We start from the raw sequence: 22347 nt of genomic DNA on the forward strand, positions 1-22347 counted from the left end.
CCGCAGTGCGGGCTTCGTCGGATCGCCGCCCGGAGCAGGCTCGCTCCCACAATGGATTGTGCAAATCCCTGTGAGAGCGAGCCTGCTCGCGAAACGGACTACACCATTTTTACGCCAGGCGTCAGGCTCGCCGGCATGACCAGGCTCGGCGTTTCCAGGGAAGCCACCGGATACGCGCAATAATCCGCCGCGTAATAAGCGCTGGCGCGGTGGTTGCCCGAGGCACCAACGCCGCCGAACGGCGCGCTGCTGGCGGCGCCGGTCAGTTGTTTGTTCCAGTTGACGATACCGGCGCGGCTTTGCAGCCAGAACTGCTCGTAGCGTTCCTGGGAATCCGAAAGCAAGCCGGCGGCCAGGCCATATTGAGTATTGTTGGCTTCGCTGATCGCCCCCGCGAAATCCTTGTAGCGAATGACCTGCAGCAACGGCCCGAACAATTCCTCGTCGGGGCGCTCGGCCACGGCAGTGACATCGAGGATCCCTGGCGTCAACAACGCAGCCTGGGGTTGCGGCTGGGTCATGGCCAACAGCGGCACGGCGCCCTTGCCCAGTAAATGGTTTTGCGCATCCATCAGAGCCTTCGCGGCGGCAAGGGAAACCACCGAGCCCATGAACGGCGCCGGTTGCTGGTCGAAGGCCCCGACGTCGAGGGTCGAGCTGACCTGCACCAGGCGCGCCAGCAAGGCATCGCCCCAGGCGCCTTCCGGCACCAGCAGGCGGCGCGCGCAGGTGCAGCGCTGGCCGGCGGAAATGAATGCGGACTGGATGATGGTGTACACCGCCGCATCGACGTCGGCCACCTCATCGACCACCAACGGATTGTTGCCACCCATTTCCAGGGCGAGGATCTTGTCCGGGCGACCGGAGAACTGTTGGTGCAGAAGATTGCCGGTACGGCTGGACCCGGTGAAGAACAGCCCGTCGATCCCTGGTTCCGCCGCCAGGGCAATACCGGTTTCCCGCGCGCCTTGCACCAGGTTCAACACGCCTGCCGGCAGGCCCGCCTCCTCCCAGCACTTGACCGTCAACTCGGCGACTTTCGGCGTCAGCTCACTGGGCTTGAACAACACGCAATTGCCCGCCAGCAGCGCAGGCACAATGTGCCCGTTGGGCAAGTGACCAGGGAAGTTGTAAGGACCGAACACCGCCACCACACCGTGGGGCTTGTGGCGCAGCACGGCGGTAGCGTCGCCCAGAGGGCCGCTTTTCTCGCCGGTGCGCTCGCGGTAGCTCTGCACTGAGATGGCGACTTTGTTGATCATGCTGGTGACTTCGGTGGCGGCTTCCCACAAGGGCTTGCCGGTTTCCTCACCGATGCAACGGGCCAATTCGTCAGCGTGCGTCTTCAGGGTGTCGGCGAACGCTTCCAACACCTGGATGCGCTCATCCAGCGAGCGTCGCGCCCAGTCCGGGAATGCCTGGCGCGCCGCCTGCACGGCGGACTCCACCTGCGCCGCCGTCGCGCCTTTTCCAGACCACAGCACTTGCTGGGTCACCGGGTTCAACGACTCAAAGACGTCGCCCTGGCCTTCCAGCCAACTTCCAGCGATGTACAACGATTTCATTATTTCGACTCCCGAGCGGCAGACAACGCCACGGCACGCACCTGGTCGCCAGCGTTGAGTTGAAGACGTTTGGCGGTCAGTGGATCGACCACCAGGGTGCCCGCGGCGAAACGCGCCGGCGCCGCCGTGATGCGGCAGTCCTGGCATTTGCGGTTATGAATGAGAAATGGCGTGGCGTCATCGCCGGGCGTGCCAACGGCCAGAACCAGCGCCTGGCTGTCGCGGATCGCGCGGATCTTGCCGGTCTCGCACTCGATGGCCGGGCCAGCGTCGAAGATGTCGACGTAGCCCTGGTAACTGAATCCTTCGCTCTTGAGCATCGACAGCGCCGGCTCGGTGTCGGGATGGACCTGGCCGATCACGGCCCGGGCGTCCTCGGACAAGAAGCAGGTGTACAGCGGAAACTTGGGCATCAGCTCGGCGATGAACGCTTTGTTACCGACCCCGGTCAGGTAGTCAGCCTGGCTGAACTCCATCTTGAAGAAGTGCCGGCCCAGGCTTTCCCAGAACGGCGAGCGCCCGTTGTCGTCGGACATGCCGCGCATCTCGGCGATGATCTTGTTGCCGAACAGCTGTGGGAATTCGGCGATGAACAGCAGCCGCGCCTTCGCCAGCATCCGGCCATTGAGGCCATTGCGGTAGTCCGCGTGGAGGAACAGCGAGCACAGCTCGGAATTGCCCGTCAGGTCGTTGGCCAGGAACAACGTCGGGATCTCCCGATAGATGTTCAGCTCTTGGGAAGCACTGACTGTCAGGCCAACCCGGAAGTTGTACCAAGGCTCACGCAACCCCACGGCGCCTGCGATGGCGGAAATACCCACCACGCGACCGTCATCGTCTTCGAGCACGAACAGGTAGTCCGCGTCACCACGCCCAGCTTCGCCGCGAAAGGTCTTTTCGGCCCAGCCAACCCGATGGGCCAGACGCTCTTCATTGGCCGGCAAGGTGGTCAGGCCGGTGCCGGTGCTGCGGGCCAGGGCGATCAGAGCGGGTAAATCGCTGCTGCGTACGGGACGAACGATCATGCTATCTCCTCGAACGGGCCGCTCATGCCACCCGCGAAAACTGCTGTTTAAACCGCTACCAGGCGCACGCTGGCGCCTTCGCCAACACCCAGGGCTTCGGCTGCTTCCATGTCCAGCGTCACAGGTTTGCCTGGCGCGTAGTCGAGGTCGAGCAACACGGCGCGGTAATCCTGGAGTTGGGCATTGGCCACCAGGTACTGCCGCCCGGCGCCCTTGACGGTTTCGCCGATCTTCACCGGCACCACGCGGCTCTGGGCGATCGAGCGGATCCCCGAGACGCGAGCGTGCAGGGTCGGGCCGCCGTCAAAGATGTCGATGTAGTGATCGGTCTCGAAACCCTCGCGCATCAGGATGTCGAAGGTGATCTGCGCGCGCGGGTGGACCTGGCCCATGGCTTCCTGGGCGGCATCCGGCAACAGCGGCACGTAGATCGGGTAATGCGGCATCAGCTCGGCGAGGAAGGTCCGGCTTTTCAACCCGCACAGGCGCTCGGCTGCGGCATAGTTGAGGTCGAAGAAGTTGCGACCGATGGCGTCCCAGAATGGCGAGTCGCCGTTTTCGTCGCTATAGCCGACGATCTCGGTCACCACCGAATCGGCGAAACGCTCCGGGTGGCTGGCGACAAACAGCAGACGCCCGCGCGAGTTCAGCTCCGACCACGGCGAACCCACCAGTTCCGGGACCACGTAGAAGCTGGTCAGCAAGCTATTGCCGGTCAGGTCGTGACACTGGGAGAGTACGTGGATCTTGTTGTGGATCTTCAGCTCACGGGAAGCGTGGACGAAGGTCTCGTTGCGGAAGCTGTAGAACGGTTCGGAATAACCCGCCGAAGCGACAATGGCCGAACAGCCGGCCAATCTGCCGGTGGCGGTGTCTTCGAGAACGAAGAAATAACTTTCTTCACCATTGAAGCTGACTTCGGCGGCAAACGAGGCCTCGCTTGCGGCGATCTTGTCGCTCAAGCGTTCCACGTCATCCGGCAAGGAAGTGACACCGATCGGGCTGTCCGCAGCCAGACGCTGTACCTCGCCCAGATCAGCCATTTGCGCGGGGCGCATCACCAGCATGGTGTCACTCCTTAACTTGAAATAAAGGGTTCGACCGTAAGATCGATACACAGAAAAAAACTAAACGAATACCCTGGCCCATGACTACATTGCGGCGGTCTTCGATTTTTCAGCCACTGCAAGACTCCTGTGGGAGCGAGCTTGCTCGCGATAGCGGTGTGTCAGTCACTTTGATACTGGCTCATCCGCCGCCATCGCGAGCAAGCTCGCTCCCACAAGGGATCCAGTCCAGCTTCAGCCTTGGGTCAACTTCACCGCGGCCCGCTCGAAGCGGTCCAGGCCGGCGTCGATGTCGGCGTCTTCCACCACCAGGCTCGGAGCGAAGCGGATCACGTCCGGGCCGGCTTGCAGGATCATCAGGCCTTCCTGTTCGGCGGCGTTGAAGATGTCCTTGGCCTTGCCCTTCCAGGCGTCGTTCAGCACGCAACCGATCAGCAGACCCAGGCCGCGCACTTGGGTGAACAGGCCGTACTTCTCGCCGATCTGCAACAGCCGGGTCTTGAATTTGTCGTGCTTGGCCTTGACGCCATTGAGCACTTCAGGGGTATTGACCACATCGATTACCGCTTCGGCCACCGCGCAGGCCAGCGGGTTGCCGCCGTAGGTGGTGCCGTGGGTGCCGACGACAAGGTGCTTGGCCAGCGCTTCGGTGGTGAGCATCGCCGCGATCGGGAAACCGCCGCCCAGGCTCTTGGCGCTGGTGAGGATGTCCGGGACCACGCCGTAATGCATGTAGGCGAACAGCTCGCCGCTACGGCCCATGCCGGTCTGCACTTCGTCGAAAACCAGCAGTGCGTTGTGTGCATCGCACAGTTCACGGGCGCCCTGCAGGTAGGCCAACTCGGCCGGCAACACACCGCCCTCGCCTTGGATGGGTTCCAGCACCACGGCGCAGGTCTTGTCCGAGACCGCCGCTTTCAGAGCCGCCAGGTCGTTGTAAGGAACGTGGGTGATGCCAGTGATTTTAGGGCCGAAACCATCGGAGTACTTCGACTGTCCGCCTACGTTGACGGTGAACAGCGTCCGGCCGTGGAAACTGTTGAGCGCGGCGATGATTTCATATTTTTCGCTGCCGAACCGATCGAACCCGACCCGGCGGGCCAGCTTGAAAGCGGCCTCGTTGGCTTCGGCGCCGGAGTTGCAGAAGAATGCGCGCTCGGCGAAGGTCGCATCGACCAGTTTATGCGCCAGGCGCAGAGCTGGCTCGTTGGTGAACACGTTCGATACGTGCCACAACTTATTGGCCTGCTCGGTCAGTGCACCGACCAGCGCCGGGTGGGCATGGCCCAGTACGTTGACCGCGATACCGCCCGCAAAGTCGATCAGCTCGCGACCGGACTGGTCCCACACGCGGGAACCGGCACCACGCACAGGAATGAAGGCTGCAGGTGCATAGTTGGGAACCATCACCTGGTCGAAATCGGCGCGTTGTACCGCGGCTTGCTCAACGGACATCGGAGTCTCCTGAAGAGGAACACCCGCCTGGAACTGGCGAGCTGGGTAAGGATTGTAAGGACAGTTTTCAGCCCGGCCTTGCCGCCAAGCGACAACTTCTTATAGCGCCAACCCACGTTTTGCGCGGGTTTACGGCAATGCGACAAATAGCGTCGCAATGGCGCAGTTTAAACGTTGCCGGTGTATTTGAGGCACCTGCATCCACATTTCCGCTGCCAGGCACAAAACACCTGTGGGAACGAGCTTGCTCGCGATGGCGCAGTGTCAGTCACCTTCAGCATTGACTGACACTCCGTCATCGCGAGCAAGCTCGCTCCCACAGTTTTTGTGTTGACCGCTCTATCCGCAGTCTTACCATTAGCCGCGCTCGGACGGCACCGAAGACAATTCGAACGGGCTGCTGCTACGCCGCTGGTTGCGATCTTCCCGCGGTGTCGCGCCGAAGAAGTTGCGGTAGGCGCTGGAGAAGTGTGGCCCCGAGGAGAAACCACAGGACAGGCCGATCTGGATGATGGATTTGCTGGTCTGCATCAACATCTGCCGGGCCTTGTTCAGGCGCAGCTCCAGGTAATACTGGCTCGGCACGCGATTAAGGTACTGCTTGAAGATCCGCTCCAGCTGCCGGCGGGACACGCACACATGTTGGGCGATCTCGTCGGTGGTCAACGGCTCTTCGATGTTGGCTTCCATCAACAGCACGGCCTGGGTGAGCTTCGGATGACTGGAACCCAAGCGGTTCTGCAACGGAATACGCTGGCGCTCGCCGCCTTCACGGATGCGCTCGACCACCAGTTCTTCCGACACCGCGCCAGCCAGTTCGGCGCCGTGGTCCCGGGCCAGCACCGCCAACAGCAGATCAAGCACCGACATGCCGCCGCAAGCGCTCAGGCGATCGCGGTCCCAATCAAACAAATGGCTGGTGGCGATGACCTTGGGGAAGCGCTCGGAGAAGTCATCTTGCCAGCGCCAGTGAACGGCAGCTCGATAGCCATCGAGCAAACCCAACTGCGCCAGCGGATAGACGCCAGCGGACAAACCGCCGATGACGCAACCTGCGCGCACCAATTGCTTGAGGGCGCTGCTCAGCGGCGAGGCCAGCGTCGTTGGTGGCTCGTCGGCCACCAGAAACAGTTTCTGAAGACCTTCGAGCTTGCCGACCCAGGATTCACCGGGTAACTGCCAAGCGCCCTCGGCCGGTGGCTCGGCTTGCAGGAACGACAATTCGTAGACCACGTCCGGATGCACGCGCTGGGCGACACGCAAGGCCTCCTCGGCCAGCGCCAGCGTCAAGGCTTTAGTGCTGGGCCAAATCAGGAAACCTATTCGATGGGCAGTCATGGCGGGCAATCCGAAGCGAAAACAGTGTTAAAGCCGAAAGCGGCTGCAACCAAACTAGACCATCTGGCGCATGGCGCGCAGCATGATCCAATCCGGTGCGTAACGGGAGCGATTACTTGAGGCTGCCCGACAGAAATTGTTGCAGGCGCTCCGATTGCGGGTTGACCAGCACTTCCCGTGGGTTGCCGCTTTCTTCAACGATGCCTTTGTGCAGGAATACCAACTGGTTCGACACTTCGCGGGCAAAGCCCATTTCATGAGTCACCACCACCATGGTCCGGCCTTCCTGCGCCAACGCCTGCATCACTTTGAGCACGTCGCCCACCAATTCAGGGTCGAGGGCCGAAGTCGGCTCATCGAACAGCATCACCTCCGGCTCCATCGCCAGGGCCCGGGCGATCGCCACGCGCTGCTGCTCGCCGCCGGACATGTGGCCTGGGTAGGCGTCCTTGCGATGGGCCACGCCGACCTTGTTCAGGTAGTGCTCGGCCTTCTCCCGCGCTTCGGCCTTGGCCACGCCCAATACATGCACCGGCGCTTCCATGATGTTTTCCAGGGCGGTCATGTGGGACCACAAGTTGAAGTGCTGGAACACCATCGACAACCGCGAACGCATGCGCTGCAGTTGCTTTGGGTCCGCGGCCTTCATGGCGCCGTCCTTGCCTGCTACGAGCTTCAACTCTTCGTTGTTGAGCAAGATCTTGCCGGCATGGGGTTGCTCAAGCAGGTTGATGCAACGCAGGAAGGTACTCTTGCCGGAGCCACTGGAGCCGATGATGCTGATCACATCGCCGGCGGCGGCTTTCAAGGACACGCCCTTGAGCACTTCATGACTGCCATAGCGTTTATGCAGGTCTTGGACTTCAAGCTTGTACATGCGGTCGGTTCTCACAAAACGTCAATCGTTGAGCAGTCGATCGGATCGATGCGTTATCAGTGCTTGCGCGGGGCCAGGTAACCCAGCCAGCGGCGCTCGGCCAGCTTGAACAGGCGCACCAGGATGAAGGTCAGGCACAGGTAGAACACGCCGGCCGTGATGTAGGCCTCGAACGGCAAGTAGTACTGCGCATTCACCGTGCGCGCGGCACCAGTGATGTCGATCAAGGTGACGATGGACGCGAGACTGGTGGTCTGCAGCATCATGATCACTTCGTTGCTGTATTGCGGCAGCGCCCGGCGCAGGGCCGAGGGCAGCAGGATCCGGCGATACAGCTTGTAGCGCGACATACCCATCGCCTTGGCCGCCTCGATCTCACCGTTGGGCGTGGCCCGCAGGCTGCCGGCGATGATTTCGGCGGTGTAGGCGCTGGTATTGATGGCGAACGCCAGGCACGCACAGAACGTCGCGCTGGACAGCCACGGCCAGAGGAAGCTTTCGCGCACGACAGCGAACTGCGCCAGCCCGTAATAGATCAGGAACAACTGCACCAGCATCGGCGTGCCGCGAATCACATAGGTGTAGAGCCACGCCGTCATGTTGACGACCGGCTGCTTGGACACCCGCATCAGCCCCAGGGGCAGCGCCGCCAACAGGCCGAAGAACAGCGACAAGGCCAACAGCTTCAGGGTGGTCAGCAAGCCGTTGAAGTACAGCGGCAAGGCTTCAATGATGACGTTGTAGTCGAAGATCATAGATCAGCCGCCCTTACGCCTACCGAGTAGCGCTTCTCAAGGTGACGCAATGCCAGCAACGAAACGCTGGTGATCACCAGGTACATCGCCGCCACTGCGAGGAAGAAGGTGAAAGGCTCGCGGGTGGCATCCGCCGCCTGCTTGGCCTTGAACATCATGTCTTGCAGGCCCACCACGGAAATCAGCGCGGTGGCCTTGGTCAGTACCAACCAGTTGTTGGTGAAGCCCGGGATCGCCAGTCGGATCATTTGCGGCACCATCACCCGAAAAAACACCTGGAACCCACTCATGCCGTACGCCATGCCCGCCTCCGCCTGGCCCTTGGGGATGGCCATGAACGCGCCGCGGAAGGTTTCCGACAGGTACGCGCCGAAGATGAAACCCAGGGTGCCGATACCGGCCGCCAGCGGATTCAGGTCGATGTAGTCGTCATAGCCAAGCATCGGCGCCACGCGGTTGAGCAAGTCCTGGCCGCCGTAGAAAATCAGCAGGATCAACACCAGGTCCGGAATGCCGCGGATTACCGTCGAATACAGGTCGCCCAGCCACGCCAGCCAACGCACCGGCGAGAGGCGCAGCGCGACACCAATCAACCCCAGGACGATGGCCAGGGCCATGGACGACAAGGCGAGCTGAAGCGTCAACCATGCGCCATCGAGGATGACAGCCCCGTAGCCTTTCAACATGATTCAGGTCCTCGAAAGTGGGATGAAAAAATGGCGCAAACCGCAGAAATCCTGTTGCTTGCGCCATTTCGCCGCAGTGGCGGGACGTGTTACTTGCCGTAGATGTCGAAGGCGAAGTATTTATCCTGGATCTGCTTGTACTTGCCGTTCTCGCGAATGGCAGCGATTGCAGTGTTGATCTTGTCTTTCAACGCGTCACCCTTGCGAACCGCGATACCCACGCCGTCACCGAAGTATCTGACATCGGTGAAGGCCGGGCCAACAAACGCAAAGCCTTTGCCCGCGTCAGTCTTCAGGAAACCGTCATCCAACAGCGTGGCGTCGGCCACGGTGCCGTCGAGGCGACCGGCGGAGACGTCCAGGTAGATCTCGTTCTGCGAACCGTACGGCTTGATCTCGGCACCCAGCGGGGCCAGGACTTCACGTGCGAAACGCTCGTGGATCGAACCGCGCTGCACGCCAATGTTCTTGCCCTTGAGCTCGGCCAGGCCGTCGCTGACCTGGGTGCCGGCCTTCATCACCAGACGGGCCGGGGTGTTGTAGTACTTGTTGGTGAAATCAACGGATTTCTTGCGATCTTCAGTGATCGACATCGACGACAGGATCGCGTCGATCTTGCGTACCTTGAGCGCCGGAATCAGGCCGTCGAACTCTTGCTCGACCCACACGCACTTGACCTTCATCTCTTCACACAGCGCATTGCCGATGTCGTAGTCGAAGCCGACGATGCTGCCGTCCGGAGCCTTGGAGGCAAACGGAGGGTAAGCGGCTTCGATACCGATTTTCAGGGGCTTCTCATCAGCGAAGGTCGGCAGGGACAGCACGGACAGTGCCAGGGCGCCAAGCAGCACAAGTTTCTTCATCTTGGGACTCCATCGGTAAAGGGCGAAAACGGCAGAGTGAGCAACAGCCCAATATGCGAATGGGTGGAACGAACTTTGGTGCTGCGTCCGACAAGCGCGCATTTTATTCAACGCAGGCCACGACGAGCGAGTGATCGGCATTCTAACGACAGGCCCGAAGCCGATATTTCTTCAATGCGACAACAAATTACAGAAGCACCGAGAAAGCTGTTCGAGCACATTGACAGCCCCGCAAATACATGCAAGAGCAAAGGAAAGGGAACCGATCCATGCTGCAAATAGCGGGCCCATTATTGGCAAACCCTTCTAATCCGGCAAGCACAGCGTGTCGGCTTGTTTTTCGAGATGCGTGAAAACGCCCTGCGACGGGGCTTGGCGTTTCACATCGCCCCGTTGTGGCGCCTTTGGTTACACATTTCGAAACGTCGGTAACGTTCAGACGCTTCTTACATTGAACGCCGATATTTATTCATCCATCAAACCCGTGGCGAGGGAGCTTGCTCCCGCTGGGCTGCGCAGCAGCCCCAAAAGCCAGGCACCGCGTTTGTTCAGGCATACCGCATTGACCGGTTTACGACTGCTGCGCAGCCGAGCGGGAGCAAGCTCCCTCGCCACAAAGGCACCACACTTCAAGCCCTCCCAGCGCGCCCATAAAAAAACCCCGCCCGGCAAATACCGGGCGGGGCTCTTGGGTACTACATGCGACCGTCAGGCGACGTTCATGGTCTTGTGCGTCTCGATCAGGTGCGCCACCACACCCGGATCGGCCAGGGTGGAAATATCACCCAAACCGTCGTATTCCGCCGTGGCAATCTTGCGCAGGATGCGGCGCATGATCTTGCCGGAACGGGTCTTCGGCAGTCCCGGTGCCCATTGGATCACGTCCGGCGAAGCAATCGGACCGATCTCCTTGCGCACCCAGTTCTTCAGTTCCAGACGCAGGGCCTCGCTGGTTTCTTCGCCGGCATTGAGGGTGACGTAGACATAAATGCCCTGCCCCTTGATGTCATGCGGCACACCCACGACCGCCGCTTCGGCGACTTTCGGGTGGGCGACCATTGCGCTCTCGATCTCGGCGGTGCCCATGCGGTGACCCGACACGTTGAGTACGTCATCCACCCGGCCGGTGATCCAGTAGTAGCCGTCCTCGTCGCGACGCGCACCGTCGCCGGTGAAATACATGCCGCTGAAGGTCTTGAAATAGGTATCGACAAAACGGTCATGGTCGCCGTACAGGGTACGCGCCTGGCCTGGCCACGAATCGAGGATCACCAGGTTGCCTTCGGCAGCGCCTTCGACCAGGTTGCCGAGGTTGTCCACCAGTGCCGGCACCACACCGAAGAACGGCCGAGTAGCGGAACCTGGCTTCAGCGCCGTAGCGCCTGGCAACGGGCTGATCAGCACACCGCCCGTTTCGGTCTGCCACCATGTATCGACGATCGGGCAACGCTCCTTGCCGACATTCTTGTGGTACCAATCCCACGCTTCCGGGTTGATTGGCTCACCCACCGAACCCAGCAGGCGCAGGCTGCTGCCATCGGCGCCTTCGACGGCGGCGGTGCCAGAGGCCATCATCGCGCGAATAGCGGTAGGCGCGGTGTAGAGAATATTGACCTTGTGCTTGTCGATCACCTTGGCCACCCGGGTGATGTCCGGGTAGTTCGGCACGCCCTCGAACAGCACCGTGGTCGCGCCGTTGGCCAGCGGGCCATAGACGATGTAGCTGTGGCCGGTGACCCAGCCCACGTCGGCGGTGCACCAGTAGATCTCGCCTGGCTTGTAGTCGAACACCCGCTCATGGGTCAGCGCGGCGTACAACAAGTAGCCAGCCGTGGTGTGCTGCACGCCCTTGGGCTTGCCGGTGGAACCGGAGGTGTAGAGGATGAACAGGGCCTCTTCGGCGCCCATTTCCTTCGGCGCGCATACGGTGCCGGCGACCTTCATCAGGTCCTCGTACCAGATGTCGCGGTGCTGGTTCCACTTGATGTTGCCCGCCGTGCGCTTGCACACGATGACTTTCTGGATGCTGCTGGTTTCCGGGTTGGTCAGCGCATCGTCGACGTTCGCCTTGAGCGGGATTTTCTTGCCAGCACGAATGCCTTCGTCGGCGGTGATCACCACTTTGGATTTGCAGTCGATGATCCGGCCGGCCAGTGCTTCAGGAGAGAAGCCGCCGAACACCACCGAGTGAATCGCACCGATGCGGGTACAGGCCAGCATCGCGACCACGGCCTCGGGGATCATCGGCATGTAGATGGTCACCACGTCGCCACGATGCACGTCCTGCCCGCGCAAGGCGTTGGCGAACTTGCAGACTTCTTCGTGCAGCTCGCGATAGGTGATATTGCGGCTCTCGGAAGGATCGTCGCCTTCCCAGATGATCGCGACTTGATCGCCGCGCTCGGCCAGGTGTCGGTCGAGGCAGTTATAGGAAACGTTCAAGGTGCCATCGGCAAACCACTTGATGTCGACATGGTGGTCGTCGAAAGAAGTCTGCTTCACCGTGGTGAAAGGCTTGATCCAATCGAGGCGCTTGGCCTGCTCGCGCCAGAAGCCGTCCGGGTTGACGACCGACTGCTGGTACATGGCCTTGTAGGTCGCCTCGTCAGTCAGCGTATTGGCCGCTACCTCGGGACGAACGGGATACACAGAAGCCGCACTCATCTTTCTTACCTCGGTGACAATAGTTGTTTTTGTATGATCCCGTTGTAGCCCGGGGCGGGCCTATAGAACCATTCGACGATGGTAGTAACAAGTCCCTACAAAATGTCGGTACTAACTGGCAAACGCACTTGAAGATATCTTCATGTGGCGAGCAAGCCTGCTCGCGAAGGCGCTGGGTCAGCCATCATCGATCCAACGAAAAGTCAGCCGATTGTTACCAGATCAACCAACAGTGTTTATCAAAACCGAGTCTGTTTGCCCCCGCCCCCAACTTCTAAAATCCACCTCGCCAACCGGCAAACACGATTGACGCAACACAGCCCCCACGAAGGCCGTTGATCCAACTTCCAAAACTCGCTCCACACGCAGCCCCAAAAAGGCTGCGTGCCCCCACTCGACCTCAACAAAGGTGAAATACAGATGAAAGCTTTATGGGTTCTGGTCCTCGGCAGCCTCTGCACCACCGCGATGGCTGACGAAACCCCGACCGATCTCGCGCAGCAAAAACCGGCTATCGAGGAGTACACCTACTCCAGCCACTTGGACATTGCCAAGGTCCTTTCCATGAGCACGATCCCGAACGTTTGCGAAGTGGTCCCGGCAACAATGGAATACGAAGACTCCAAGGGCCAACGCCACATTCTGCGCTACCGCGTCCTGGGCAACGGTTGTTCCGACAGCTGATCACAACCAGCAATCCCACGGCCCGATACCGATCGGGCCTGGTTGTGTCTGGAGCCACCAAAAAGCGCCAGAAAACACAACATGTAGTGCAAAACGGCAAAAATCGATCATTTTGTGATCAAAAAAAGTCGTCACCCTATCCATGCGAAAAAAAACTTCAGCGGTCAAAGCCTTGTAAACCCGCGCTCCCATGCGGATACGCCCCTCACCACCCCTCCCGTGAGCTATTTCGCCGCACCACGTAGGCAAAAAAGTCCTTATAATGCCGCCTTAAACGGGCCTGCAATATTCCCTTACAGGGATCACGCCAGCCTGGAGCCAACGCAGGGGGCAATCGCCTTCCCGCTCTACCGCCGCTCCGGAATGACCCGTACATTTTTCTGTTTATTGCCTGCGTCAGCTGCTGCAACAAACGATTTTTCAAGATCCACCGCGGCCAATAGGCCTTATCGGGCATCTGGCCCTCACGCAGGAGACGACACGTCATGCTGAGCTGGGACGAATTCGACAAAGAAGACGGCGAAGTTGCCGTAAAAGGCGCCAACGCCGGCCACGCTTCTGAAGCCAACATGGACCGCCTCGACAGCGCCGGCGGTGCCGCCGCCCTCGAAGCCCGCGCCGTGACGGCCAGCGACTCGGCCGCGATCATTCGCGCCAAGGCGGCCCTCGACAAACTCGACGTCGCCGAAGGCCTCGCCGAACTCGAAGGCGCCTCCGCCCGTGTCGCCGTCGATGAAAAGCGCATGATCAACTGCCGCGCCGACCTCAACCAGCTCGTGCCATTCAAATACGACTGGGCCTGGCAGAAGTACCTGGACGGCTGCGCAAACCACTGGATGCCGCAAGAAGTCAACATGACCGCCGACATCGCCCTCTGGAAAAACCCGGAAGGCCTGACCGACGACGAACGCCGCATCGTAATGCGCAACCTGGGCTTCTTCTCTACCGCCGACTCCCTGGTTGCCAACAACCTGGTCCTGGCCGTGTACCGCCTGATCACCAACCCGGAATGCCGCCAGTACATCCTGCGCCAGGCGTTCGAAGAGGCGATCCACACCCACGCCTACCAGTACTGCATCGAATCGCTGGCCATGGATGAAGGCGAAATCTTCAACATGTACCACGAGATCCCATCGGTCGCGAAGAAAGCCGCCTGGGGCCTGAAATACACCCGTTCGATCTCCGATCCGAAGTTCGAAACCGGCACCCCGGAAACCGACAAAGAGCTGCTGCGCAACCTGATCGCCTACTACTGCGTTCTGGAAGGCATCTTCTTCTATTGCGGCTTCACCCAGATCCTGTCCATGGGCCGCCGCAACAAAATGACCGGCGTCGCCGAGCAGTTCCAGTACATCCTGCGCGACGAATCCATGCACCTGAACTTCGGCATCGACGTGATCAACCAGATCAAAATCGAAAACCCACACCTGTGGGACGCCGAGATGAAGGAAGAAGCGACCCAGATGATCCTGCAAGGGACCCAACTGGAAATCGAATACGCCCGCGACACCATGCCTCGCGGCGTGCTGGGCATGAACGCGGCGATGATGGAGGACTACCTCAAGTTCATCGCTAACCGTCGTCTGTCGCAGATTGGCTTGAAGGAAGAGTATCCAGGAACGACCAACCCGTTCCCTTGGATGAGCGAGATCATGGACTTGAAGAAAGAGAAGAACTTCTTTGAGACGCGCGTGATTGAGTATCAAACGGGTGGGGCTTTGAGCTGGGATTGATTCGAAAGGAAAATCCTAGGCTGCATGCGTCACTGAAAACCCCGTGAAAGCGGGGTTTTTTACATTCAAAACCAGGCTTGGTTCAGCGCCTCCGATTTGGGGCGCTTGATGAGCAAGCACCTCGATGAGCGCATGACCGAAAGCTTGATCCTGTCCAGCGCCGGATCATGCTCGTGCATGTCCACGGCTTGACCGAAGAACGTCTGATGCTGAGCGAGTCAGGCGTCTATGCATTGCTGGTTTATCACTACTGCCTGAAGATCGATTGCTGCGTGAGTGGATCACGCATCAGGTGGTGCCAACCCTGCGGGATGAACGCTACTCCCATAAGGTGGAACGGCCTACATTGAGCGTGTTGGATTGGCCGAAGATGTCGCTCTGCATGCTGCACTGGCAGGATGAACCATGGATTCGCTTGCGGGATATGCCGGCGGTGCTGGTGGATGATCCGTTTAGTCAGCATGAGTCTTGGTGGCGAAAAGCTTCTCGGTTTTTGCGAGGGTTTTGAGTATTCAATCATTAGCTGCCGTCCGTGTTCGGGCGGCGGTTTTTTTGTTGGGAATATTGAATTGGGGCTGCTGCGCAGCCCAGCGGGAGCAAGCTCCCTCGCCACGGGTGTAGGCTCTGAGAGCTTCAGCGTCTGTTGATAGAAAAGAATTGATGGGGATATGTAATGACGAAAAAGATAAGAAGTGAGGCCTTCGAGTCGATTCACAGCTCGGCCGAAGCGCTGCTGAAAATCGGCGCTATCAACGAGGTCACCATGCGAGAGTTCGACGAGGCGTGCATGGCTGAGGTATCTGCTGAAATCTCAGATCAAGAGGATTTACCTACAGTCAGAGCCGGCACTCAAAACCCTTGAGGATGTCCTCAGGGGTGCGGTCGAAATCCGCCGGCATCCGAATCTGCCCCTTTAACCGCCCAGGCTTGCGCGCCTGCGGTGTATCGACATGAGGCAGCAGATCCAGATAAGGCTTGCCGGCCTTGGTGATCACCACTCTGTCGCCCTGCCATGCACGCGCACCCAGTTGTAAGAGCTGGGACCTCGCTTCGTGCAGGGTTACTTGAACCTGTTCGCTCATACACCGTCTTCGCTCATTCGCCTGGGCCATTCTCGCCACCCTTTACCTTTTTAGTGGCTCTGAGAGTAGCAACTCTACCGGGCTGCTCTGTGGACTTTCGTTTAGGGTTGGCGCCGCGAGCGGGCGCTTTGGGGTCCGGTTTTTGCGGTCGGGGTGGCGGCGTGTAAAGAGGTACAGCAGCCATCAACCCCAAGCGCAGTCCAAACTTTCTCAGGATCGCGTCGAGGGTGCTGATGCTCGGATTACCCTTGTCCTTTTCGATCTGGTAGAGAGCCTTTGTCGACATCTTGCACATAACTGCGAACGTCTCTTGGTCGAGACCAGTAACCTCAAGTCTCAGCCGGCGAATAGAGGTTCCCAGGGTTTGGGTCCCTGTCACATGTTGCATGACGATGTCGTCAATGATCGCCCTGCGTCGTTCACCCGTGTTCTCTTTCATCGCAATTCTATTTGTTGTTTCGGCAATATAATGCCGGTTATCCGGAAGGTCAGGCCATAACCGGTATTATGATACCGATTACGTCAATCTGGGACCGGAAAAGGGGCCGCTTCGCAGCCCAGCGGGAGCAAGCACCCTCGCCACGTGTTGATGTCAGGGCACAGGTGGGCGGCAGGCTTGATGGTTGGGTTGGGTTTGGGAATCGCGAGCAGGCTCGCTCCCACAGGAGTTCTTTGGTGGGTTGAAACTTTGGGTGCAGCCCGCCACGTCCTTCGGTATTAATACACTTCCTCTCACGGACCCGAGCCCCGATGAAATTCGACACCGCCTATTGCCTCAGCCTCGATGCCAAGCTTTCGATCTATGACGTTCGGGACCTGAATTTCGACGAGACCATGGCCTTCGATTCGGCCAAGGAGCGCTTTCAGTGCCCCAACGATGCCTGTCGGGCGGCGTTTGATGAGGGGAATCGGCTGACGACGTTCAATGCCAAGAACGTCAATTACATCCGCACGCCGCATTTCAAGAATCAGCCGACGACCCAGCATATCGAAGGCTGCCCTTATGTCAGTCCGAAAACGCCAGGGCTTGATGCGCAAAGCGTTGAAGCAGATGACGACCGCGAGGAGCATTTTCCGTCGGAGTTGTTACTGACTCGGCGTCAGTACGTGCGCAAGCCGTCCGCCCCGTCTGACAACGTTGAAGCGAATCGGCCTACGCTCTCATCCGTATCTTCCCACGGTGATAACGCTCATTCCGCGCAGGATTCAACACCGGACAAAACCAGTGTCTTCGCCCACCCGGTGGAATGTTTCGTTTCGAATTTCGATAACAAGGACCTGCTCAAGCGCATGCCGTTGAAGATTGGCGAGCACACGGCGCCCTACGGATCGTTCTTCAAGAAGATCGAGTATTTGCAGGACAATAAGGGCTTGATTTACTGGGGCAAGATCAAGGAGATAAAGGATTACACCCTGAGCTTTCGCATCGACTTCGAAGCAAAGGTCTGGTTCAAGCAGCCGGACGAGGCGAAGAAAAAACCTTACTCGGTCAACGTTTACCTGAGCAAGAAGCTGATCGATAACTACCGCAAGCGCAAGGCGTTCCTGGCAGAGATCAAGCACGCCATCGACAGTGCTGCGCCGTTGTATTGCTTCTTTTATGGCGTCACGCCGGAGTTGAAGCAGGTGCCGAGCAAGAAGAACCCCGAAGAAACGTTCGGGGTGTTCAGTGCCAATATCGAGAACCTGGATCACTTCATTATTCGGGAAGCGCCGGGGTTGGCTGAAGACTGATCCGGCTGAAAGCCCGTACGAGCCTGCGTAAACCCATTGCCCTGGACCTGGCCTATGACAGCCCAGCGGCGTTTTCCACCATGTTTCGCCAGACGCTCGGCCATGCACCGAGCACCTGGCTGGAGATGACCGCCGGTCATTGATCAAAAAAATGAGATTGATCGGGACTCAAAACAACTGTACAAAAACACAGTACTTTCGAATCCCACAGCTTTGGAGCACCCCATGGCCTCTCTCGCAATCAAAACCACCCTGGAACGCATCGCTGTCTATCAATTCACCCCCGCCCACAGTGCGCAGGCCCGAGCCATGCTGGGCTGGAGTGTCGAGGAGCTGTCCCGGCAATCCGGTGTATCGGTCCAGGCTATCCGCCGCTTCGAGGCTGGTGGCGAGTTGCTCGATGTGACCCGCTTGGCCCTGGCCTTTCGCCTGGAGGCCGAGGGCCTGGTGTTCTTCCCCGGCTTCGCACCGGGGCGCGGCATGAACATCAAGGGTGCGACGCCGGACCCGATGGGGCGGCCTGATTACGCGATGATCGAATAACACCGTTTGTGCAAGTGCTAGGCGATACCCGCTTGGTCCTGGTACGCCGAGGGTTCCACATCCAGCCACCAGGCACGGCCACGTTGCGGTTGCGTCAGGGTGAAGGCTTCGCCCATTTGCGGCGTGGTGATACAAACGTTGCGTTCCGCGGCCAGGGCCAGGATGCGATTGAAAGGCTCATACCAGGCATGCATCGCCAGGTCGAATGTGCCGTTGTGGATTGGCAGTAGCCAACGACCCTTGAGATCGATATGGGCCTGCAAGGTCTGCTCCGGCTGCATATGGACATGGGGCCAATCCACGTTATAGGCGCCGGTTTCCATCAGCGTCAGGTCAAAGGGGCCGTATTGCTCGCCGATGCGCTTGAAACCTTCGAAGTAACCGGTGTCGCCGCTGAAGAAGATTCGCGTGTCGCCATCGATCATTACCCATGAGGCCCACAAGGTGCTGTTGCTGTCGAACAGGCCTCGACCGGAAAAATGTTGGGAAGGCGTGGCGATGAAATCGATACCGTCCACCTCGGTGCCCTGCCACCAGTCCAACTGGCGCACCTTGCCGGCGTCGACGCCCCATTTGACCAGAGTGTCGCCCACGCCAAGGGGCGCCAGGAAGTGACGGGTCTTGGCCGCCAGCTTGAGAATGGCTTGATGGTCGAGGTGGTCGTAATGATCGTGGGACAAGATCACCGCTTCGATCGGCGGCAATTCTTCCAGGCTGATGGGTGGTTGATGAAAACGCTTCGGGCCGGCCCATTGCACGGGTGAAGCACGCTCGGAGAACACCGGGTCGGTCAGCCAGAACTTGTCCCGCAGCTTGAGCAGCACCGTGGAATGACCGAGGCGGAAGGCGCTGTGGTTCGGCGCGGCCAGCAGCGCGGCTCGACTCAACGGTTGTACATCGATGGCGCCCGCAGGACGGGTGGAGCGGCGCTTGTGGAAAATCATGTTCCAGATGATGCGCAGGGTCGTGCCAAATCCTTCACGCGGCGTGAAGGCATGGTTGCGATATTTGCCCTGGTCTTGCCGCGAGGACTCATGGGCAGGAGGATGGTTGGTCGAACAAGAGGGATGGGTCATGGTGCGATAACTCCAAGGGCGTCCGCACGTATGCGCTTCGCCGTTGCGGGACGCTGAATGGCCGTTGCATGTACCCTCAGCCGCCTTATTCAAACTACACCACTCGGTGTAGTTTCCAGATTGCATGAATCGAAAGAGCAAGTAAACTACCGAGTGTAATTTTCCTTTGCCGACGAACTGCCCATGACCGCACCGCAGCGCCTTACCGAGCGAAAACGCGAAGCCATTCTCCAGGCCGCGATTGCTGAATTCCGCAACAGCGGTTTCGAAATCACCAGCATGGACAAGATCGCGGCGACGGCAGGCGTGTCGAAGCGCACGGTGTACAACCACTTTCCAAGCAAGGAAGAACTGTTTGCCGAAATCCTGAATCGGTTATGGAACAGCATCACCGCAGAACAGGACATGCCCTACAGCCCGCAAACGCCGCTACGGGAGCAGCTTCAAACGTTGCTGCAAGCCAAACTGCAATTGCTGGCGAACGAGAATTTTCTCGACCTGGCGCGCATCGCCATCGCCGCAACCATTCATTCCCCGGAGCGAGCCCAGGACATGGTGTCGCGCATGGGGCAGCGCGAGGAAGGCCTGGCTGCCTGGATTCGCCAAGCCCAGGCCGATGGCCGCTTGAAACCCGTGGAGCCGGCATTTGCCGCCCAACAGATGCACGGGTTGCTCAAGACGTTTGCGTTCTGGCCACAGGTGTCGATGGGGCAACCGAACCTGACCCAGGAGGAACAAACCCACGTGATCGAATCGGCCCTCGACATGTTCCTGAATCGGTACCAAGCCTGAACCTCAGCCCCACCGCAAATTGCGCCCCAATTCATCGAACAAGGTCACCACCGAGCGCAGGGCCCGGCAGTCCGGACGGGTCAGGAGCCACAAAGCCGTGTCATAGCCCTTCAACGGTTCGCCAAGTGGGATCAGTCCTTTATCTTCATTGATCAGAAAGTCAGGCAGTGCCGCAATCCCCAGACCTGCCCTCACCAGTTCGGTGACCGACAGCATGCTGTTGCAGCGATAGGCAGGCACTACGCCGGGTAGATGCTGGCGACGCCAGGCCACCGTGGGGTGGTCGAGGAGGAAATCGTCCGGTGCGATCCAGGTCATGGCGGCCAGGTCATCCGCATTCGCCGCGCGAAGATACGTAGCGCCGGCGCATACCCGGTAAGCCACATGGCCCAGGTTGCGACCGACCAGGTGTTCCGGCGGTGTACGGGTCAGTCGCAACGCAATGTCGGCATCGCGGCGGCTGAGGTTGGCGAAGTCGTTCGAAGTGCTCAACTCAAGACTCAACGCCGGATAAGCGGGCATGAAACGCGCCAGCGCCGGCAGCAACAACGTTTGCAGGACTGAGTCGCTGCAGGTCAGGCGTACCGTCCCGCTAATCACCTCACCGCCCTGCTCCACGCCCACTCGCGCCGCCTCCAACGCCTGCTCGGCGCGCTCGGCTTGTTCGGCCAACGCCTGGGCCAGGCTCGTGGGCAAATATCCAGAGCGGCTTTTTTCAAACAAGGGCAGGCCCAAGGCCGCCTCCAGCCGACGTACCGAACGAAACACCGTGGACACGTCCACCTGCAGGAGGCGAGCGGCCCGGGACAGCGAGCCGCCACGGACCAGCGCGAGGATCAGGGATAGATCGGGGTAGTCCAGACGATAGTGCGTCGCTGCATTGATCACTTGGGTGAACGCCAATATTGATTGCGTGAACGCCAATCTATAGTGGCCACCAGGAATCAACAAGCGGCGAGCCTCCCATGGATAAACAACGTCCTTTAAACATCGCCCTGATCGGCGATCACGACCCTCAGATCACCGCTCACCGGGCGATCCCCCTCGCACTCGAGCTCGCGGGCAAGCAAACCAGCCATGAAATCCGGTTTCAATGGCTGGGAACGTCGCACATCACCAACACCGCCGTGCTGGAGGATTTCGACGGTGTCTGGTGCGTACCCGGCAGCCCGTACCAACATGAAGAAGGGGCCTTACGGGCCATTCGTTTTGCCCGCGAACAGCGTCGGCCTTTCCTCGGCACCTGCGGCGGTTTTCAGCATGCGGTGCTGGAATACGCCCGCAACGTGATGGGCTGGGCCGACGCCGTCCACGGCGAAACTTCCCCCGAAGCTGAACGGGCACTGTTGACGCCGCTGAGCTGTGCGCTAGTGGAAACCATCGACAGCCTTCAACTCGATGCGGAGTCGTTGATTGCCAAGGCTTACGGCCGCCGGACGGTATCGGAGGGCTACCATTGCCGTTTCGGCGTCAACCCGGATTTGGAAAAGGATTTGTTGAATCAGCGGCTGCACGCCGTTGCCCGGGATTCGGACGGCGGCCTGCGAGCGGTTGAACTTCAAGGCCATCCGTTTTTTGTCGCGACGCTGTTCCAGCCTGAACGCGCAGCATTGGAAGGCCGCGTGCCGCCGCTGGTCAGCGCGTTTGTCGAAGCCTGCGCGGAGGAAAGGACATGAGCGCCCATTATTACGCCGTGATTTTCACTTCCCTGCGTACCGACGGGGACCAAGGCTACGCCGAAGCCGCCGAGCACATGTTGACCCTTGTCCAGGAGCAACCCGGATTTCTCGGCATCGAATCAGCCCGTGGCGACGACGGCCTGGGAATCACCGTGTCCTATTGGCGCGATGAAGCTGCAATCCTGGCGTGGAAGCAGCATCCCGAACACAGCGCGATCCGTGAGCGAGGCCGCGCGACCTGGTATGCCCATTGCCAGACGAGGGTGTGCAAAGTCGAACGGGACTATGCCTTCCAACGCCAGACTTGATATCGGCCACAAAACCAGTGGGGGCGAGCTTGCTCGCGATGGCGGTGTGTCAGTCACGATGATGCTGGCTGCTCCACCGCTATCGCGAGCAGGCTCGCTCCCACACTATTCCCCGGTGGTCACACCTTCGTTGTTCAGCACCAATTCCTAGTGGGAGCGAGCTTGCTCGCGATGGCGGTGTGTCAGTCACGATGATGCTGGCTGGTCCACCGCTATCGCGAGCAAGCTCGCTCCCACACTATTCCCCGGTGGTCACACCTTCGTTGTTGAGCACCAATTCCTTGTGGGAGCGAGCCTGCTCGCGATGGCGGTGTGTCAGTCACGATGATGCTGGCTGATCGACCGCTATTGTGAGCTAGTGGCGTGGGAAAAATCTGCTTTACGCAGATCAATGTCGGTATGGCGATAGCGTCCGCAGCGT

The 22347-nt window shown here is 59.7% G+C and carries 22 protein-coding genes and 2 pseudogenes; 10 read left to right on the forward strand and 14 right to left on the reverse strand.

Annotation, left to right across the window (positions count from 1 at the left end):
- Window positions 1–98: 98 nt before the first annotated feature.
- The 10 genes from astD to acs all read right to left on the reverse strand — a co-directional run bounded on the left by astD (window position 99) and on the right by acs (window position 12295).
- Window positions 99–1568, reverse strand: coding sequence for a succinylglutamate-semialdehyde dehydrogenase (astD, locus tag DOCECA_RS15940; protein WP_445572174.1), 1470 nt, complete (start codon window positions 1566–1568; stop codon window positions 99–101).
- Window positions 1565–2590: an arginine N-succinyltransferase gene (gene astA / locus DOCECA_RS15945; RefSeq protein WP_420767500.1), complete on the reverse strand. Its 1026-nt coding sequence runs from the start codon at window positions 2588–2590 to the stop codon at window positions 1565–1567. Before astA ends, astD begins: the two co-directional genes overlap by 4 nt.
- Window positions 2591–2637: 47 nt before the next feature.
- The gene (aruF, locus tag DOCECA_RS15950) at window positions 2638–3657 is read right to left on the reverse strand and encodes an arginine/ornithine succinyltransferase subunit alpha (protein ID WP_420767501.1); all 1020 of its coding nucleotides are present in this window, start codon (window positions 3655–3657) and stop codon (window positions 2638–2640) included.
- 234 nt (window positions 3658–3891) lie between these two features.
- Complete coding sequence (locus tag DOCECA_RS15955; protein WP_420767502.1) at window positions 3892–5112, reverse strand: aspartate aminotransferase family protein; 1221 nt, start codon at window positions 5110–5112, stop codon at window positions 3892–3894.
- A gap of 357 nt (window positions 5113–5469) precedes the next feature.
- Window positions 5470–6450: a transcriptional regulator ArgR gene (gene argR, locus DOCECA_RS15960; protein WP_420767503.1), complete on the reverse strand. Its 981-nt coding sequence runs from the start codon at window positions 6448–6450 to the stop codon at window positions 5470–5472.
- A gap of 112 nt (window positions 6451–6562) precedes the next feature.
- Window positions 6563–7327 carry an ABC transporter ATP-binding protein gene (locus DOCECA_RS15965; protein ID WP_434560239.1) on the reverse strand — a complete coding sequence of 255 codons (765 nt, stop codon included), beginning with the start codon at window positions 7325–7327 and terminating at the stop codon, window positions 6563–6565.
- A 56-nt stretch (window positions 7328–7383) separates the two neighbouring features.
- A complete protein-coding gene (locus DOCECA_RS15970) occupies window positions 7384–8082 on the reverse strand; it encodes an ABC transporter permease (RefSeq protein WP_420767505.1) in 699 nt (232 codons plus the stop codon).
- Window positions 8079–8768: an ABC transporter permease gene (locus DOCECA_RS15975; RefSeq protein WP_420767506.1), complete on the reverse strand. Its 690-nt coding sequence runs from the start codon at window positions 8766–8768 to the stop codon at window positions 8079–8081. The genes DOCECA_RS15970 and DOCECA_RS15975 overlap by 4 nt, the downstream gene beginning before the upstream one ends.
- Window positions 8769–8857: 89 nt before the next feature.
- Window positions 8858–9631, reverse strand: coding sequence for an ABC transporter substrate-binding protein (locus tag DOCECA_RS15980; RefSeq protein ID WP_445570789.1), 774 nt, complete (start codon window positions 9629–9631; stop codon window positions 8858–8860).
- Window positions 9632–10339: 708 nt separating this feature from the next.
- Complete coding sequence (gene acs, locus DOCECA_RS15985) at window positions 10340–12295, reverse strand: acetate--CoA ligase (protein ID WP_420767508.1); 1956 nt, start codon at window positions 12293–12295, stop codon at window positions 10340–10342.
- Window positions 12296–12715: 420 nt separating this feature from the next.
- On the opposite strand from acs, the gene DOCECA_RS15990 reads away from it, so the two are divergent.
- The 4 genes and pseudogenes from DOCECA_RS15990 to DOCECA_RS16005 all read left to right on the forward strand — a co-directional run bounded on the left by DOCECA_RS15990 (window position 12716) and on the right by DOCECA_RS16005 (window position 15574).
- Window positions 12716–12979, forward strand: coding sequence for a DUF2790 domain-containing protein (locus DOCECA_RS15990; RefSeq protein ID WP_420767509.1), 264 nt, complete (start codon window positions 12716–12718; stop codon window positions 12977–12979).
- A gap of 485 nt (window positions 12980–13464) precedes the next feature.
- Window positions 13465–14712 carry a ribonucleotide-diphosphate reductase subunit beta gene (locus tag DOCECA_RS15995; protein ID WP_024776511.1) on the forward strand — a complete coding sequence of 416 codons (1248 nt, stop codon included), beginning with the start codon at window positions 13465–13467 and terminating at the stop codon, window positions 14710–14712.
- A 63-nt stretch (window positions 14713–14775) separates the two neighbouring features.
- A pseudogene (locus DOCECA_RS16000) lies at window positions 14776–15220 on the forward strand (BRO family protein); the annotation flags it as partial.
- A gap of 165 nt (window positions 15221–15385) precedes the next feature.
- The gene (locus tag DOCECA_RS16005; RefSeq protein ID WP_445570790.1) at window positions 15386–15574 is read left to right on the forward strand and encodes a DNA-binding protein; all 189 of its coding nucleotides are present in this window, start codon (window positions 15386–15388) and stop codon (window positions 15572–15574) included.
- Here the strand turns inward: DOCECA_RS16005 and DOCECA_RS16010 are convergent.
- Entirely contained in the window at window positions 15549–15794 is a 246-nt protein-coding gene (locus tag DOCECA_RS16010) for a type II toxin-antitoxin system Phd/YefM family antitoxin (protein WP_434560241.1), read from the reverse strand. The genes DOCECA_RS16005 and DOCECA_RS16010 overlap by 26 nt on opposite strands.
- Before the next feature lie 13 nt (window positions 15795–15807).
- On the reverse strand, window positions 15808–16233 hold the full coding sequence (locus DOCECA_RS16015; RefSeq protein ID WP_434560243.1) for a helix-turn-helix transcriptional regulator: 426 nt from the start codon (window positions 16231–16233) through the stop codon (window positions 15808–15810).
- 311 nt (window positions 16234–16544) lie between these two features.
- Here DOCECA_RS16015 and DOCECA_RS16020 point away from each other — a divergent pair, with 311 nt between their 5' ends.
- From DOCECA_RS16020 to DOCECA_RS16030, 3 genes and pseudogenes are all read left to right on the forward strand, one after another.
- A complete protein-coding gene (locus DOCECA_RS16020) occupies window positions 16545–17528 on the forward strand; it encodes a hypothetical protein (protein WP_445570791.1) in 984 nt (327 codons plus the stop codon).
- Between the two features lie 35 nt (window positions 17529–17563).
- Window positions 17564–17671: pseudogene (locus DOCECA_RS16025) on the forward strand (AraC family transcriptional regulator); the annotation flags it as partial.
- Between the two features lie 82 nt (window positions 17672–17753).
- A complete protein-coding gene (locus tag DOCECA_RS16030) occupies window positions 17754–18071 on the forward strand; it encodes a helix-turn-helix domain-containing protein (protein ID WP_060740988.1) in 318 nt (105 codons plus the stop codon).
- Between the two features lie 17 nt (window positions 18072–18088).
- Here the strand turns inward: DOCECA_RS16030 and DOCECA_RS16035 are convergent, their stop codons facing one another.
- Window positions 18089–19147, reverse strand: coding sequence for an MBL fold metallo-hydrolase (locus tag DOCECA_RS16035; RefSeq protein ID WP_445570792.1), 1059 nt, complete (start codon window positions 19145–19147; stop codon window positions 18089–18091).
- Between the two features lie 183 nt (window positions 19148–19330).
- On the opposite strand from DOCECA_RS16035, the gene DOCECA_RS16040 reads away from it, so the two are divergent.
- A complete protein-coding gene (locus DOCECA_RS16040; RefSeq protein WP_445570793.1) occupies window positions 19331–19939 on the forward strand; it encodes a TetR/AcrR family transcriptional regulator in 609 nt (202 codons plus the stop codon).
- A gap of 3 nt (window positions 19940–19942) precedes the next feature.
- Here DOCECA_RS16040 and DOCECA_RS16045 read toward each other — a convergent pair whose 3' ends face one another.
- Window positions 19943–20890, reverse strand: coding sequence for a LysR family transcriptional regulator (locus DOCECA_RS16045; protein ID WP_445570794.1), 948 nt, complete (start codon window positions 20888–20890; stop codon window positions 19943–19945).
- Window positions 20891–20904: 14 nt separating this feature from the next.
- Between DOCECA_RS16045 and DOCECA_RS16050 the strand changes: the two genes are divergently transcribed.
- Window positions 20905–21615, forward strand: a complete 711-nt coding sequence (locus DOCECA_RS16050; RefSeq protein ID WP_420767517.1) for a CTP synthase C-terminal region-related (seleno)protein — start codon at window positions 20905–20907, stop codon at window positions 21613–21615.
- Entirely contained in the window at window positions 21612–21926 is a 315-nt protein-coding gene (locus tag DOCECA_RS16055) for an antibiotic biosynthesis monooxygenase family protein (protein WP_420767518.1), read from the forward strand. Before DOCECA_RS16050 ends, DOCECA_RS16055 begins: the two co-directional genes overlap by 4 nt.
- Window positions 21927–22347: the final 421 nt, after the last annotated feature.

This window comes from Pseudomonas sp. E102, assembly GCF_052660185.1.

Coding starts and splice junctions, on each gene's coding strand:
- astA (WP_420767500.1), bottom strand. CDS start 2,590: ATGATCGTTCGTCCCGTACGCAGCAGCGATTTACCCGCTCTGATCGCC.
- DOCECA_RS16030 (WP_060740988.1), top strand. CDS start 17,754: ATGGCCTCTCTCGCAATCAAAACCACCCTGGAACGCATCGCTGTCTAT.
- acs (WP_420767508.1), bottom strand. CDS start 12,295: ATGAGTGCGGCTTCTGTGTATCCCGTTCGTCCCGAGGTAGCGGCCAAT.
- aruF (WP_420767501.1), bottom strand. CDS start 3,657: ATGCTGGTGATGCGCCCCGCGCAAATGGCTGATCTGGGCGAGGTACAG.
- DOCECA_RS15975 (WP_420767506.1), bottom strand. CDS start 8,768: ATGTTGAAAGGCTACGGGGCTGTCATCCTCGATGGCGCATGGTTGACG.
- DOCECA_RS16040 (WP_445570793.1), top strand. CDS start 19,331: ATGACCGCACCGCAGCGCCTTACCGAGCGAAAACGCGAAGCCATTCTC.
- DOCECA_RS16010 (WP_434560241.1), bottom strand. CDS start 15,794: ATGAGCGAACAGGTTCAAGTAACCCTGCACGAAGCGAGGTCCCAGCTC.
- DOCECA_RS16005 (WP_445570790.1), top strand. CDS start 15,386: ATGACGAAAAAGATAAGAAGTGAGGCCTTCGAGTCGATTCACAGCTCG.
- DOCECA_RS16050 (WP_420767517.1), top strand. CDS start 20,905: ATGGATAAACAACGTCCTTTAAACATCGCCCTGATCGGCGATCACGAC.
- DOCECA_RS16015 (WP_434560243.1), bottom strand. CDS start 16,233: ATGAAAGAGAACACGGGTGAACGACGCAGGGCGATCATTGACGACATC.
- DOCECA_RS15990 (WP_420767509.1), top strand. CDS start 12,716: ATGAAAGCTTTATGGGTTCTGGTCCTCGGCAGCCTCTGCACCACCGCG.
- DOCECA_RS15980 (WP_445570789.1), bottom strand. CDS start 9,631: ATGAAGAAACTTGTGCTGCTTGGCGCCCTGGCACTGTCCGTGCTGTCC.
- argR (WP_420767503.1), bottom strand. CDS start 6,450: ATGACTGCCCATCGAATAGGTTTCCTGATTTGGCCCAGCACTAAAGCC.
- DOCECA_RS16055 (WP_420767518.1), top strand. CDS start 21,612: ATGAGCGCCCATTATTACGCCGTGATTTTCACTTCCCTGCGTACCGAC.
- DOCECA_RS15970 (WP_420767505.1), bottom strand. CDS start 8,082: ATGATCTTCGACTACAACGTCATCATTGAAGCCTTGCCGCTGTACTTC.
- DOCECA_RS15955 (WP_420767502.1), bottom strand. CDS start 5,112: ATGTCCGTTGAGCAAGCCGCGGTACAACGCGCCGATTTCGACCAGGTG.
- DOCECA_RS16020 (WP_445570791.1), top strand. CDS start 16,545: ATGAAATTCGACACCGCCTATTGCCTCAGCCTCGATGCCAAGCTTTCG.
- DOCECA_RS15965 (WP_434560239.1), bottom strand. CDS start 7,327: ATGTACAAGCTTGAAGTCCAAGACCTGCATAAACGCTATGGCAGTCAT.
- DOCECA_RS15995 (WP_024776511.1), top strand. CDS start 13,465: ATGCTGAGCTGGGACGAATTCGACAAAGAAGACGGCGAAGTTGCCGTA.
- DOCECA_RS16035 (WP_445570792.1), bottom strand. CDS start 19,147: ATGACCCATCCCTCTTGTTCGACCAACCATCCTCCTGCCCATGAGTCC.